General features: G+C 70.0%; 15 protein-coding genes. 12 read left to right on the top strand and 3 right to left on the bottom strand.

All coding sequences use genetic code 11. The features are described 5' to 3' along the window. Window positions 1-154: 154 nt before the first annotated feature. On the bottom strand, window positions 155-622 hold the full coding sequence (locus ACIOC0_RS10520) for an RDD family protein (RefSeq protein WP_402154401.1): 468 nt from the start codon (window positions 620-622) through the stop codon (window positions 155-157). 221 nt (window positions 623-843) lie between these two features. On the opposite strand from ACIOC0_RS10520, the gene glnA reads away from it, so the two are divergent. The 5 genes from glnA to ACIOC0_RS10545 all read left to right on the top strand — a co-directional run bounded on the left by glnA (window position 844) and on the right by ACIOC0_RS10545 (window position 4,714). Then, window positions 844-2,253, top strand: a complete 1,410-nt coding sequence (gene glnA / locus ACIOC0_RS10525; RefSeq protein ID WP_130437118.1) for a type I glutamate--ammonia ligase — start codon at window positions 844-846, stop codon at window positions 2,251-2,253. Window positions 2,254-2,402: 149 nt separating this feature from the next. After that, the gene (locus ACIOC0_RS10530; RefSeq protein ID WP_402154403.1) at window positions 2,403-2,660 is read left to right on the top strand and encodes a hypothetical protein; all 258 of its coding nucleotides are present in this window, start codon (window positions 2,403-2,405) and stop codon (window positions 2,658-2,660) included. Between the two features lie 123 nt (window positions 2,661-2,783). Continuing rightward, window positions 2,784-3,710 carry a zinc metalloprotease HtpX gene (gene htpX, locus ACIOC0_RS10535; RefSeq protein ID WP_402154405.1) on the top strand — a complete coding sequence of 309 codons (927 nt, stop codon included), beginning with the start codon at window positions 2,784-2,786 and terminating at the stop codon, window positions 3,708-3,710. A gap of 2 nt (window positions 3,711-3,712) precedes the next feature. Beyond that, window positions 3,713-4,300, top strand: a complete 588-nt coding sequence (locus ACIOC0_RS10540; RefSeq protein WP_402154407.1) for a hypothetical protein — start codon at window positions 3,713-3,715, stop codon at window positions 4,298-4,300. A 24-nt stretch (window positions 4,301-4,324) separates the two neighbouring features. Next, a complete protein-coding gene (locus ACIOC0_RS10545; protein ID WP_402154409.1) occupies window positions 4,325-4,714 on the top strand; it encodes a hypothetical protein in 390 nt (129 codons plus the stop codon). Window positions 4,715-4,791: 77 nt separating this feature from the next. Here the strand turns inward: ACIOC0_RS10545 and ACIOC0_RS10550 are convergent, their stop codons facing one another. Next, window positions 4,792-5,067 (bottom strand): hypothetical protein, encoded by a 276-nt coding sequence (locus ACIOC0_RS10550; RefSeq protein WP_402154411.1) that lies wholly within the window; start codon window positions 5,065-5,067, stop codon window positions 4,792-4,794. 190 nt (window positions 5,068-5,257) lie between these two features. On the opposite strand from ACIOC0_RS10550, the gene ACIOC0_RS10555 reads away from it, so the two are divergent. Continuing rightward, the gene (locus ACIOC0_RS10555; RefSeq protein WP_402154413.1) at window positions 5,258-5,434 is read left to right on the top strand and encodes a hypothetical protein; all 177 of its coding nucleotides are present in this window, start codon (window positions 5,258-5,260) and stop codon (window positions 5,432-5,434) included. Window positions 5,435-5,483: 49 nt separating this feature from the next. On the opposite strand, the gene ACIOC0_RS10560 is transcribed toward ACIOC0_RS10555, so the two are convergent. Beyond that, entirely contained in the window at window positions 5,484-5,753 is a 270-nt protein-coding gene (locus ACIOC0_RS10560; protein ID WP_402154415.1) for a hypothetical protein, read from the bottom strand. A 158-nt stretch (window positions 5,754-5,911) separates the two neighbouring features. Here ACIOC0_RS10560 and ACIOC0_RS10565 point away from each other — a divergent pair, with 158 nt between their 5' ends. The 6 genes from ACIOC0_RS10565 (at window position 5,912) to ACIOC0_RS10590 (ending at window position 12,454) form a co-directional block, all read left to right on the top strand. Further along, window positions 5,912-6,271, top strand: a complete 360-nt coding sequence (locus ACIOC0_RS10565) for an arsenate reductase family protein (protein ID WP_402154417.1) — start codon at window positions 5,912-5,914, stop codon at window positions 6,269-6,271. 123 nt (window positions 6,272-6,394) lie between these two features. Further along, the gene (locus ACIOC0_RS10570; RefSeq protein WP_130437109.1) at window positions 6,395-7,084 is read left to right on the top strand and encodes a hypothetical protein; all 690 of its coding nucleotides are present in this window, start codon (window positions 6,395-6,397) and stop codon (window positions 7,082-7,084) included. Window positions 7,085-7,480: 396 nt separating this feature from the next. After that, window positions 7,481-8,509 (top strand): glutamine synthetase, encoded by a 1,029-nt coding sequence (glnII, locus tag ACIOC0_RS10575; RefSeq protein WP_402154419.1) that lies wholly within the window; start codon window positions 7,481-7,483, stop codon window positions 8,507-8,509. A 394-nt stretch (window positions 8,510-8,903) separates the two neighbouring features. Beyond that, entirely contained in the window at window positions 8,904-9,518 is a 615-nt protein-coding gene (locus ACIOC0_RS10580; protein ID WP_402154421.1) for a winged helix-turn-helix domain-containing protein, read from the top strand. A gap of 98 nt (window positions 9,519-9,616) precedes the next feature. Continuing rightward, window positions 9,617-10,624 (top strand): NAD-dependent epimerase/dehydratase family protein, encoded by a 1,008-nt coding sequence (locus ACIOC0_RS10585; protein ID WP_402154423.1) that lies wholly within the window; start codon window positions 9,617-9,619, stop codon window positions 10,622-10,624. 195 nt (window positions 10,625-10,819) lie between these two features. Further along, complete coding sequence (locus tag ACIOC0_RS10590) at window positions 10,820-12,454, top strand: DUF1996 domain-containing protein (protein ID WP_402154425.1); 1,635 nt, start codon at window positions 10,820-10,822, stop codon at window positions 12,452-12,454. The last annotated feature ends 30 nt before the right edge of the window (window positions 12,455-12,484 follow it).

Consider the following 12,484-nt stretch of genomic DNA (forward strand, 5'->3'; position numbering starts at 1 on the left):
TCGACCAGCAGCCGCCTGCCGTGAACGGTCAGGCGGGCATTACGGTGGGACACGAAGGCCTCCGTGCGGTGAAGATTCGACACCTCCACCACACACGGGGGCCTTCGCCACGATCAAGACCGACCCGCGTTAACAACGCTCGTGATCAATACACCTAGATCCGCACTTCGACGGTCTTGGCCAGCCGGTCGTGGAGGCCGCGGCCGTCGCGGTCCCAGATGAGGGGCGGAAGGGCGAGGCAGAGCAGCGCGGTGCGCAGCAGGGCGCGCATCGGGTTGACCGTGCCGGTGTCCAGGGCGACCACCCGCAGGCCGAAGAGCCGCTTGCCGGGGGTGAAGCCGAGGGTGCCGACGGTCAGCACGCCGGTCACGAAGAAGATGAGCAACGCCCAGTTGCTGGTCGCCTGCCCGTAGCCGTCGGTGATCAGGCCGTATGCGATCAGGAGGCACAGCCCCCAGTCGACGGCCAGCGCGCCGAGCCGGCGGCCGGGGCGGGCGATCGAGCCGGGTCCCGACTCGGGCAGGCCGAGCTGCTCGCCCCGGTACCCGAAGTCGGCGCCGGCGTCCTCCATGGCCGCGCGGGGGCCGGACAGCCACGATCCGAGTGCTTGCCTGTTGTCCACCCGACCACGGTACTGCGCCCGCGTACGACCCGGGCACGGCGGGGGTGGCGGCGCCCGCCGGCGGGGCTACGGTGGAACCGAGGGCGGTTAACTTCTGCGAAACAAATGAGTCACGCCCGAGAAATCACCCGTCCCTAGGGTCGGGATCAGCGTGTGCCACCGCACTGGCCGCACGAACGAACTACCACCCCGGCGCGACGGTCGGGAGTAGGAGGAGCTGGATGTTCCAGAACGCCGACGAGGCCAAGAAGTTCATCGCGGACGAGGACGTCAAGTTCGTCGACGTCCGCTTCTGCGACCTGCCGGGCGTCATGCAGCACTTCACGGTGCCCGTCGAGGCGTTCGACCCGGACGAGGAGCTCGCGTTCGACGGCTCGTCGATCCGCGGTTTCCAGGCGATCCACGAGTCCGACATGGCGCTGCGCGCCGACCTGTCGACCGCGCGCGTGGACCCGTTCCGCCGGGACAAGACGCTGAACATCAACTTCTTCATCCACGACCCGATCACGGGCGAGCAGTACTCCCGTGACCCGCGCAACGTGGCGAAGAAGGCCGAGGCCTACCTCGCGTCGACCGGTATCGCGGACACCGCGTACTTCGGCCCCGAGGCCGAGTTCTACGTTTTCGACAGCGTGCGCTTCCAGACCTCCGCGAACGAGTCCTTCTACCACATCGACTCCGAGGCCGGCGCCTGGAACACCGGTGCGCTGGAGGACAACCGCGGTTACAAGGTCCGCTACAAGGGCGGTTACTTCCCGGTCCCGCCGGTCGACCACTTCGCCGACCTGCGCGCCGAGATCTCCCTGGAGCTGGAGAAGAACGGCCTGAAGGTCGAGCGCCAGCACCACGAGGTGGGCACCGCCGGCCAGGCCGAGATCAACTACAAGTTCAACACGCTGCTCGCCGCGGCCGACGACCTCCAGCTCTTCAAGTACATCGTGAAGAACGTCGCCTGGCGCAACGGCAAGACCGCGACCTTCATGCCGAAGCCGATCTTCGGCGACAACGGCTCGGGCATGCACGTGCACCAGTCGCTGTGGGCCGGTGGCTCCCCGCTGTTCTACGACGAGGCCGGCTACGCGGGTCTGTCGGACATGGCCCGCTACTACATCGGCGGCATCCTCAAGCACGCCCCGTCGCTGCTGGCCTTCACCAACCCGACGGTGAACTCCTACCACCGCCTGGTCCCGGGCTTCGAGGCGCCGGTCAACCTGGTGTACTCGCAGCGCAACCGCTCCGCGGCCATGCGTATCCCGATCACGGGCTCCAACCCGAAGGCCAAGCGCGTCGAGTTCCGCGCGCCCGACTCCTCCGGCAACCCGTACCTGGCGTTCTCCGCGCTGCTGCTCGCGGGCCTGGACGGCATCAAGAACAAGATCGAGCCGGCCGAGCCGATCGACAAGGACCTCTACGAGCTGGCCCCCGAGGAGCACGCGGGCGTCGCGCAGGTCCCGACCTCGCTGCCGGCCGTCCTGGACCGCCTCGAGGCGGACCACGAGTTCCTGCTCGCCGGTGACGTCTTCACGTCCGACCTGATCGAGACGTGGATCGACTACAAGCGCACCAACGAGATCGCGCCGCTCCAGCTGCGTCCGCACCCGCACGAGTTCGAGCTGTACTTCGACGTGTGACCGGACCGCGCGTGCGTGACGCGTGAGGCTCCCGGCGCCCCCGCTCCTGTTCCTCAGGGCGGGGGCGCCGTCGTTTCGTTGGCAGGGGCCCGGCGAGTCGTCGTATGGTTTGTGCACAGCTGTTCGACAGAGGTGACGGGGAGACGGGAATGGCCGAACAGGACGACGTGGAGCGGGAGTTCGACATCAGATGGGCGGACGCGGCGGAGCACAAGGAGCCCTCCGCGCGGGCCCGGATGCTGGCCGCCCGCTGGAAGGAGAACCCGCCCGGGCCGCAGCCGTTCCGGGCCGACCCGACCCCGGCCGCACCGCGCAGATCGTCCTGGGTGTCGACGACGATCGTGCTGGGCTGCGTGGCCGCGGTGATCTTCCTGCTGGGGTACGCGCAGTACCGGTCGCCGTACTAGAGAGGCCCTCGCGGGCGTTCCACCCGTGAGTCTTTGCGGCACCTAGGTGCGGGCGCGACCGCTTCATGGGGTCGGTGGGGGCACACTGGGGCTTGGGACGAGTGCCTGACCTGCGGGGTGGTGATGCAGATGCGGAGCCGTTTCCAGGGCGACCGGGGCCTGACCGTGCGGATGACGGTCACGATGTTCCTGCTCGGCCTGCTGTACGTGGCCTTCGTCGCCGCGTTGATCGTCCTGCTGAAGTCCTGGCTGCTGGTCGTCGTGCTGATCGCGGCGATGTTCGTCGCGCAGTTCTGGTTCTCCGACCGGATCGCGATGTTCGCCATGCGCGGGCGAGTCGTGGAACGCGAGGAGTATCCCGAGCTGCACGCGGTCGTCGACCGGCTGTGCGCGATGGCCGACATGCCGAAGCCGGTCGTCGCCGTGTCCGAGATGGGCATGCCGAACGCGTTCGCGACCGGGCGCGACCCCGACCACGCCGTGGTCTGCGTGACCACGGGACTGCTGCGCAGGCTGGAGCCCGCGGAGCTGGAGGGCGTGCTCGCGCACGAGCTGTCGCACGTGGCGCACAAGGACGTCGCCGTGATCACCGTCGCGTCCTTCCTCGGTGTGATCGCGGGCCTGATCGTGCGGTTCGCCTTCTACTCGCAGGTCTTCGGCGGAGGACGCAGGGACCAGAACACCGCGATGGTCTTCGCCGCGGTGATGGGCGTCTCGGCGGCCGTGTACGCGGTCAGTTTCCTGCTGATCAGGGCGCTGTCGCGGTACCGGGAGCTGGCCGCGGACCGGGCGGCGGCGCTGCTCACCGGCCGGCCCTCGGCGCTGGCGTCCGCGCTGACCAAGGTGTCGGGCGACATCGCCCGGATCCCCACGAAGGACCTGCGCACGAGCCAGGCCTTCAACGCCTTCTACTTCACCCCGGCGTCCGGCAGGGAGCCCGGCCTCGAGCGGTACTTCTCCACCCACCCGAGCCTTGAGCAGCGGCTCGACCAGCTGGGCCGGATCTCGGCCGAGCTGGGCGGGGCGGCGGCTCCCGGGAAGGCGGGCTGAGCATGGGGCTGCTCGACATCCTCCTCGGCCGTACGAAGCCGGTCGCGCCCGATCTCGACCAGCTGTTCGCGCTGCCGTCGGCGGCGGTGACGCTGGAGGCGGCGACCGGGTTCACCCCGACCGGGCAGGGCGCGGTGTGCTTCGCGACGGTCGAGGGCGCAGCGTTCGAGCAGACGCACCGCGAGGTGCAGGCCCTCCTCGACGCGGACGCCGACCGCACGGGCCCGCCGGTGGAACTCGCCCGGGACGACTACGGCTACTCCTGGCTGATCTCACGCCGGGCGCCCGACGAACTGCCGCTGCTCGTCAACGACCTGCACGCGGTGAACAGCTCGATGGAGGTCAACGGCTTCGGCCCTCAGCTCCTGTGCTCCCTGGCCGGCTTCCGCGACAAGACGGGGCGGACGCTGGGGCTGGTGTACCTCTACAAGAGGGGTACCTTCTATCCGCTGTGCATCCGCTCCGACCCCGGAAAACGCGACAACCCGCTGGAGATCCAGATAGCCGCCCTGCTCGGGACCGATCTGCGGATCGAGCCCGACAAGTCGCGCTGGTTCCCCATCTGGGGCGCACCCGGACTGGCCGACTGAGCAGTGACCCGAGGAATCAGACCGATGTCATACCCGCGACCGCTCACCCCCGAGGAGTCGCTCGCCGACGCGAAGAAGCGGCTGAGCCTCCCGCGTATCGTCGTGATCTGCGGCTCCACCCGTTTCATGGCCGCGATGGCCGAGGCCGATCTGCGGGAGACCGAAGCCGGGAAGATCGTCGTCAAGCCGGGTTGCGACATGAAGTCGCCGCACGAACTGTGGTCGGATCCCGTCGAGGCCGAGGCGTTGAAGGTTCGACTCGACGATCTGCACCGGGCGAAGATCCGGCTCGCTGATGAGGTGCTCGTGGTCGGCGACTACATCGGGGACAGCACCCGAGCCGAGATCGGCTACGCCCGGTTGCTGGGCAAGCCCGTGCGGTTCACGCACCCCGAGGTCGACCCCGACGTCTGACCGCCCCCCTCCCGGGCGCCCCCTTGCGGGGCGCCCGGCCTGTGACGGCCGGGGGCGCCCCACTCGGGCGGTGCGCCTCAGTCGGCGCGCGCGCGGTCCTGCCGGCGGGACTCGACGGGACGCTCCCTGCGGTAGCGCCGCTCCCACTTGGCCTGCTGGTCGCGGCGGTCGCGGTAGGCCTTGTAGGAGGTCGGCCCGGCACTCGGGGTGGGGTCGGGAGCGGCCGGGGAGGTCGCGTCGCGTCCGTGGCGCACGTACAGGAAGAGGACGGCGACGGCGGCGAGCCAGTACAGGTGGTTGCCGAATCCCAGGACCACCAGGACGACGGTGCCGGAGAGGACGACGGTACCCATGGTGTGCCTCCTTCCTGGTCGGGGATCGGGTGGCTGTGCGTGGTCGTAGGGCGTGAGGGGTGGGGTGTGGGTGGTGCGATGCGCTGGGGGGTGCCCTCAGCGTAGGGAGTCCGTCACTCGCCGTGCATCTCCTTTTCGGCGCGGAACGGCGCTCCGAGGGGCTGGGCGGCGTGAGTGAATGGGCGGCCCCTTGCGCGACGCCTCGGCCTACGCACCCGACGCGGCCAAACCGGCGGGGCCATGGAGGGACCTGGGCCGAACGGACCTGATCCCTGAGCTGCTGGGCGCCCGCCTGGAGGAGTACGTGACGGAAGCATCGGCGACGTACGGCACCGCCGTGATGCCGGAGGTCCCGGTGGCACGGTAGGGCGGGTGGGCCGGGCGCGGGCCGTTGGGGCGGGCGCCCGGCGGGGGGGTCAGCGGGAGTAGCGCATCAGGGCTCGCACCATGTGGCACGTCGTGTCCGACGGCGGGTGGATGCCGAGGCGTTGGGCCGTGCTGCGGATCTTCTCGTTGCGGGCCTGGCCCGGGAGGTAGACGCCGGAGTCGAGGAGGGCGATGGCGAGGCGCATCGCCTTCAGGCGGCGGTTGTGGGTGATGTACCAGTCGCGCGGCCGGCCGGGCGGCAGCGCCCTCTTCTGGACGGGGACGTAGGGCAGGTCGAGTGCGGCAGCGGGCACGGGCATCCTCCTGTCGCGGTCAGGGCACCCGCCGGCGACTCCGGCGGGACCCTCGAACACTGCTTCTATTCTACTGCCCACCACTGACAAAAGCCCCTGGCCACAGGGGCTTTCGGGGTCTCCCCGAGCGTTCCGGACGCACTCCCTGCCGATACCGTGAACCCATGGAGATCTGGATCAACCCCGCCTGTTCCAAGTGCCGCAGCGCGCTGAGCCTGCTCGACGCCGAGGGAGCCGAATACACCGTCCGCCGCTACCTGGAGGACGTGCCGAGCGAGGACGAGATCAGGGCCGTGCTCGACCGGCTGAACCTGGAGCCGTGGGACATCACCCGCACCGGGGAGGCCGAAGCCGAGGAGCTCGGGCTCAAGGAGTGGGCCCGGGACGCCGGTTCGCGCGAGCGGTGGATCAGTGCGCTCGCCCGGCACCCCAAGCTCATCCAGCGCCCCATCATCACGGCGGACGACGGCACGGCGGTCGTGGCCCGCACGGACGAGGCCGTTCGCGAGGCTCTGTCCCGGTAACAGCCGCTCCCCGGGGCGCAGTTGTGACGCGCGCCACTCGACCGACTTCCGTGACCGCTGAGTAACCTCGTTCGGGATCTCGTACATAGCGGCGTACGCTCCCCTACCTCTCAGGAGGCGCGCATGTCGCGCAGGAGAACTCTCAGCACGAAGAAGAAGCTCGCTCTGTTCGTGAGCGCCGCGAGCGTGGCGGGAGGCGGGGCCTTCGTCATGGCGACGACGTCGAACGCCGCGCAGAGCCCGCAGACGGCCGCCGAGTCGACCGTCTGTCAGGGTCTCGCCACCGCTCTCGGCAACAACCAGCGCTTCATCGCGGACCAGCAGGCGAAGCCCGACGCGCAGTCGGCGGCCAGGATCGCCAACCGTGAGGCGGTCATCGCGCAGATCAAGGTGCAGCAGGAGGCGTCCGGTTGCGTCGTCGGGGAGTCGGCTCAGGGCTCCCAGACGACACAGCCGGCGCAGTCGGCCCAGCCCGCGCAACCCGGGCAGCCCGCCCAGTCCGCGACACCCCCCGCGCAGAGCGCCCCCGCCGGGAACGGCGGCGGCGCCGGTGGCGCCGCCTCCGGTCAGCAGGTCTGCAACGGCTCGACGGTCACCCTCTCCGGCGAGGGGGGCGCCCCGGCCGCGTCCAGCAACCAGTTCCCGGCGGGGACGAAGCTGAAGGTCACCAACCTCGACAACAACAAGTCCACGACCGTCGAGGTGACGTCGGTGTCCGGCAGCTGTGTGCTGCTGAACAACGCGGCCTTCGAACAGGTCCGTGAGCCCGGCAAGTTCCTGATCCGCCGGGCCGTGATCGAGAAGGTGGGGTGAGGCGGCGACGAGAGGTGACTCGCTGAGGCGTCGGCCCCTACCGGAGGGCGCGGCGAGCGGGGGCACGTGAGGGGACGCGTCCGACCGGACGTCCGCCTCCCGCGAGCAAGCTCGCCCGCCCGGGCCGTCACCTCGTATGTGTCGCAGTGGGTCCCGCTCCGTTCGCGGCCACGAACAAGCGGGACCCGCTCGCATACGAGCCGCCGCACGCGCGCGGGCGGTCTCACGCCCTGGGGGGCGGGTCACGGCACGACCAGGTAACACGGGGTTCACACTCGGGCAACGGCCGGGAAATCGCCTGTTGACAAGCTCGCGCACATCGAACCGCGGCGCCCCGGTGCCGCAGCGCCGCAACACCCGCATCGCGCCCTGACACACCCCCGAAGGATGTGGCCCGTGAGCTTCAAGGCTGAGTACATCTGGATCGACGGCACCGAGCCGACCGCCAAGCTTCGCTCGAAGACGAAGATCCTCGCGGACGACGCCAAGGGTGCCGAGCTGCCGATCTGGGGCTTCGACGGGTCCTCCACCAACCAGGCCGAGGGCCACGCCTCGGACTGTGTGCTCAAGCCGGTCTTCGTCTGTCCGGACCCGATCCGCGGCGGCGACGACGTCCTGGCGCTCTGCGAGGTCCTCGACATCGACCTCGCCCCGCACGCCACCAACACCCGCGCCGCGCTGGCCGAGGTCGCCGAGAGGTTCGCCGACCAGGAGCCGATCTTCGGCATCGAGCAGGAGTACACCTTCTTCAAGGACGGCTACCCGCTCGGCTTCCCCAAGGGCGGCTTCCCGGCCCCCCAGGGCGGCTACTACTGCGGTGTCGGCGCGGACGAGATCTTCGGCCGTGACGTCGTCGAGGCGCACCTGGAGAACTGCCTGAAGGCGGGCCTGGGCATCTCCGGCATCAACGCCGAGGTCATGCCCGGCCAGTGGGAGTTCCAGGTCGGCCCGCTGTCCCCGCTGGTGGTCTCCGACCAGCTGTGGGTGGCCCGCTGGCTGCTCTACCGCACCGCCGAGGACTTCGGCGTCTCGGCGACCCTCGACCCCAAGCCGGTCAAGGGCGACTGGAACGGCGCCGGCGCGCACACCAACTTCTCGACCAAGGCGATGCGCGAGGGCTACGAGGCGATCATCACGGCGTGCGAGTCGCTCGGCGAGGGTTCCAAGCCGCTCGACCACGTCAAGAACTACGGCGCCGGCATCGACGACCGCCTGACCGGCCTGCACGAGACCGCCCCGTGGAACGAGTACTCCTACGGCGTCTCCGACCGCGGCGCCTCGGTGCGCATCCCGTGGCAGGTGGAGAAGGACGGCAAGGGCTACATCGAGGACCGCCGCCCCAACGCCAACGTCGACCCGTACACGGTGACCCGTCTGCTGGTGGACACCTGCTGCTCCGCCCTGGAGAAGGCCGGCCAGGTCTGATCCCGCTCCCGGAAGGGGCGTCCACCGTCGTCGGCGGTGGACGCCCCTTCCGCGTCCCCGCCGACGGCGACTTCACGCCACACGGACGCGGGCGAGGCGTCCAAGCTGTGAGAGGAGTCTGCTGCGACGGGCGTGCGTCTGCTTCAATGGGCTCATGACCGGCTTCCAGAAGTTCTGCGCCTCGGGTCGCCACGACCTCGAGCCCTTCTGGCCTTCCCGTCAGCACCATGACTTCGACCGGGTGTGTTGCCGCGTGAGGAACGCGCAGGCCCTCTGAAGCCGTACACCCCGGTCTTCGGCCAGCGCGCACGACGTACGTCCCTCGACGGGCCCGACCACGAATCGCGGCCGTCGTCCTCCCGACGAACTCCTCGCGCGAAAGAGCTGACCCCTCATGGCGACCACTCGTTCTCTCTCCGCCGCTCCCCTCTCCGCCCCGGCCGTCTCCGGCGCCGCGACCGCCCCCGTGCCCGCCCGTCACCGGCTGCGCGCCGTGGACCGGGACGAGGTGGTGGACGTCGCGGACTTCCTCCCGCCGGGCACCACCTGGCTGCCCGCCCCGCAGCACACCCTGCCCGCCCTGCCCGGACGGCCCGAGATGGTCGGCTACCTGGTGCTCGTCCCGGCCGACCAGCAGCCGCCGTTCCTGCCGGTGGCGGTGCCCGACCGGCCGGAGGACACCGCCGCCCCGGTGACCGCCGCCGCGGACGCGGACGACCGGCCCGTGCGGGTCGACCCAGTGCAGCGCACCGCCTTCGTCGACGGGCGGGAACTCGACCTGACCTATCTGGAGTTCGAGCTGCTCGCCCACCTCGTGGCGCACCCGAACCGGGTGCACACCCGCGACCAGCTCGTCACCACGGTGTGGGGCTACGGCCATGTGGGCGACGGCCGCACGGTCGACGTCCACGTCGCCCGGCTGCGCCGCAAGCTGGGCGCGGAGCACCGCCACTCGATCCAGACGGTGCGCCGGGTCGGCTACAAGTACACGCCCCCGACCGGGCGCTGACCGGACGCCGGCCCCCGGGCGCCCCGCTTCCGTCGCCCTGTTCTGCCGTCGGCAGACCGGGGTTCCCTCCCGTGCCCGGGCCGGGCACAGTCACCGGCATGAAACTACTGGTGCTGGGTGGTACGGAGTTCGTGGGACGGGCCGTCGTGGAGGCGGCCCTCGGGCGCGGCTGGGACGTGACGGTCTTCAACCGGGGGCGGCACACGCCCGCCCCCGGGGCACGGTCGCTGGTCGGCGACCGCACCGCGTCCGGGGGCCTCGCCGCCCTCGCGGAGGGCGAGTGGGACGCCGTCGTCGACACCTGGTCGGGGGCGCCCCGCGCGGTGCACGAGGCGGCGCGGCTGCTGCGGGGCCGCGCCCGCCGGTACGTGTACGTGTCGAGCTGCTCGGTGTACGCGTACGCCCCGCCCGCCGGATACGCCGAGGACGCGGCCGTGGTCGAGGGCGCCGAGCCCGACGCGGAGAAGACCGACTACGCCCGGGACAAGCGGGGCGGCGAGCTGGCGGCGATCGGCGCGTTCGGGGCCGAGGCCTCGGTGCTGGTCCGGGCCGGCGTGATCATCGGCCCGTACGAGAACGTGGGCCGACTGCCCTGGTGGCTGACCCGGACGGCCCGCGGGGGCCCGGTCCTGGCGCCGGGGCCGTACGAGCTGCCCCTGCAGTACATCGACGTCCGCGACCTCGCCGAGTGGACCGTCGGGGCGGTGGAGCGGGAACTGAGCGGCCCCTACAACCTGATGAGTCCTCAGAGACACGCGACCATGGGTGAGTTGCTCGAATCCTGCGTGCGGGTCACCGGTGGGGCCGCCGAACTGCGGTGGGCCGAGCCGCAGGTGATCCTGGACGCGGGCATCGAGCCGTGGACGCAGCTGCCGATGTGGGTGCCGCCGGACAGCGAGATGCACGACAGCGTGTACGCAGCGGACGTCTCACGGGCGGTGGCGACGGGGCTGGGCTGCCGGCCCGTCGGGGAGACGGTGGCCGACACCTGGCGATGGCTGGGCGCGATCGGCGGCACCGCTCCCCAGCGTCCCGACCGGACGAGCAAGGGACTGGACCCGGAGGTGGAGGCCAAGGTGCTCGCCCGCCTGGACCAGGACGCGTGATCCACACAACTCCCTTGACACACAGGCGTGTTGACTATGTCGCCTGTGGGGGCGTTGGGGTCGAATTGTTCCACGGACCTCTCATCAATTTCTGAGACCGCTGAACACCTGCGGGGCGGCATGCGTATGGATGGACGCCGCTTCACTCCTGTCGGGCGCCTCAATGCTGCCCCGCAAGGAAGTCAGAGGAGTTCCATGGGACGCAACACACGTAAACGCCGTTCATCGATGGCCGGCAAGGCCATAGCAGCATCGGCGGCCCTAGCGCTCGGTGGGGGCGGGCTTGTCTGGGCGAATTTCTACGCTTCCGCGCACGAGAAGAACTCGTCGCAGAACAACCAGGTCAAGGCCGCGGCCGGGCAGGTGGCGACCATCTCCTGCCCCGACGTGGGGCAGAAGCTGACGAACGTGCCCAAGGGCGCACGCTCGGGAGTCGACCAGGAGTTGGCGCTGCTGGACAAGCAGATCACCGAGGCCTACGCCCGGCTCGCCTCCACCCGTCAAGCCCAGGCGGGCGACCCCGGATTCGTGAACAACGCGATCCTCGGCCCCCTGAAGGAAAAGCGGGCCGCCACGATCGACCGCATCCGGATCAACATCCAGCGGGCCGGCGGGCAGGCCGCGAACCTGAACCAGCTGTCCGCCTGCACGCCGCAGGTCGTGCAGACCAACGCCGGCGGCCAGCAGAACGGCGGCCAGCAGAACAACGGCGGCCAGCAGCAGAACGGCGGCCAGAACAACAACGGCGGCCAGCAGAACGGCGGCCAGCAGAACAACGGCGGCCAGCAGCAGAACGGCGGCCAGAACAACAACGGCGGCCAGCAGAACGGCGGCCAGCAGAACAACGGCGGCCAGCAGGGCAACGGCGGCCAGCAGGGCAACGGCGGTCAGGCCGGCAACGGCCCGGTCGCGGCGGACTTCGTGGACATCACCAAGGCCGGGAACAACGCCCAGCTCGGTGTCGGCCAGAACGGACTCGCCGCCAACGGCAACAGCGGTTCGAAGGGCTCCTTCACCACCAAGTGCGGCACCAACGGCAACGACAACCACAACACGGACAACGTGATCGTGGCCCCCGGTGTCACCAACGGCGCGCACCACCTGCACGACTACGTCGGCAACCAGAACAACGACGCCTTCGCGAGCGACCAGGAGCTGGCGGGCGCCGGCACCAGCTGCCAGAACCAGGGCGACAAGTCCTCGTACTTCTGGCCGGTGCTCCGCGTCCAGGACGGTTCGCAGGACTTCGACCAGAACAACGACGGCGGCGGCAAGGAAGGCAACGTCGGCAAGATCCTTCAGCCCGCCCAGGCGCAGCTGAAGTTCGTCGGCAACAAGAAGGGCAAGGTCGTCGCGATGCCGACGGCCCTGCGCATCATCACCGGTGACGCGAAGGCCTTCGTCAACGGCAACGCCAACGCCAACGTGAACTGGAGCTGCACCGGCTTCGAGAACAAGGTGCAGCTGAAGGACAAGTACCCGATCTGCCCGCAGGGCAGCCAGGTCGTGCGCACGTCCAACTTCCAGAGTTGCTGGGACGGTCAGAACATCGACAGCGCCAACCACCGTACGCACGTGGCCTTCGTGCAGGGTGACGGCAGCTGCGCGAACGGCTTCAAGGCGATCCCCCAGCTGCAGGTCCGACTGGTCTACAACGTTCCGGCTCCCAAGATCCAGAACGGCCAGGTCGTGAACGCGTACGCGGTGGACACCTTCCCGGAGAACCTGCACAAGCCGATCACCGACCACAACGACTTCATCAACTTCTTCTCGAAGAACCTGATGAACAAGATGGTCAACTGCATCAACAACGGCCAGAAGTGCCAGTGACGGCCTAGGACCGCGCCCCCGGCGGTCCGG

The sequence above is a fragment of the Streptomyces sp. NPDC088254 genome, from assembly GCF_044740925.1.
Classification (GTDB): Bacteria; Actinomycetota; Actinomycetes; order Streptomycetales; family Streptomycetaceae; genus Streptomyces.

Coding starts and splice junctions, on each gene's coding strand:
- glnA (WP_130437118.1), top strand. CDS start 844: ATGTTCCAGAACGCCGACGAGGCCAAGAAGTTCATCGCGGACGAGGAC.
- ACIOC0_RS10530 (WP_402154403.1), top strand. CDS start 2,403: ATGGCCGAACAGGACGACGTGGAGCGGGAGTTCGACATCAGATGGGCG.
- htpX (WP_402154405.1), top strand. CDS start 2,784: ATGCAGATGCGGAGCCGTTTCCAGGGCGACCGGGGCCTGACCGTGCGG.
- ACIOC0_RS10540 (WP_402154407.1), top strand. CDS start 3,713: ATGGGGCTGCTCGACATCCTCCTCGGCCGTACGAAGCCGGTCGCGCCC.
- ACIOC0_RS10545 (WP_402154409.1), top strand. CDS start 4,325: ATGTCATACCCGCGACCGCTCACCCCCGAGGAGTCGCTCGCCGACGCG.
- ACIOC0_RS10550 (WP_402154411.1), bottom strand. CDS start 5,067: ATGGGTACCGTCGTCCTCTCCGGCACCGTCGTCCTGGTGGTCCTGGGA.
- ACIOC0_RS10560 (WP_402154415.1), bottom strand. CDS start 5,753: ATGCCCGTGCCCGCTGCCGCACTCGACCTGCCCTACGTCCCCGTCCAG.
- ACIOC0_RS10565 (WP_402154417.1), top strand. CDS start 5,912: ATGGAGATCTGGATCAACCCCGCCTGTTCCAAGTGCCGCAGCGCGCTG.
- ACIOC0_RS10570 (WP_130437109.1), top strand. CDS start 6,395: ATGTCGCGCAGGAGAACTCTCAGCACGAAGAAGAAGCTCGCTCTGTTC.
- ACIOC0_RS10580 (WP_402154421.1), top strand. CDS start 8,904: ATGGCGACCACTCGTTCTCTCTCCGCCGCTCCCCTCTCCGCCCCGGCC.
- ACIOC0_RS10585 (WP_402154423.1), top strand. CDS start 9,617: ATGAAACTACTGGTGCTGGGTGGTACGGAGTTCGTGGGACGGGCCGTC.
- ACIOC0_RS10590 (WP_402154425.1), top strand. CDS start 10,820: ATGGGACGCAACACACGTAAACGCCGTTCATCGATGGCCGGCAAGGCC.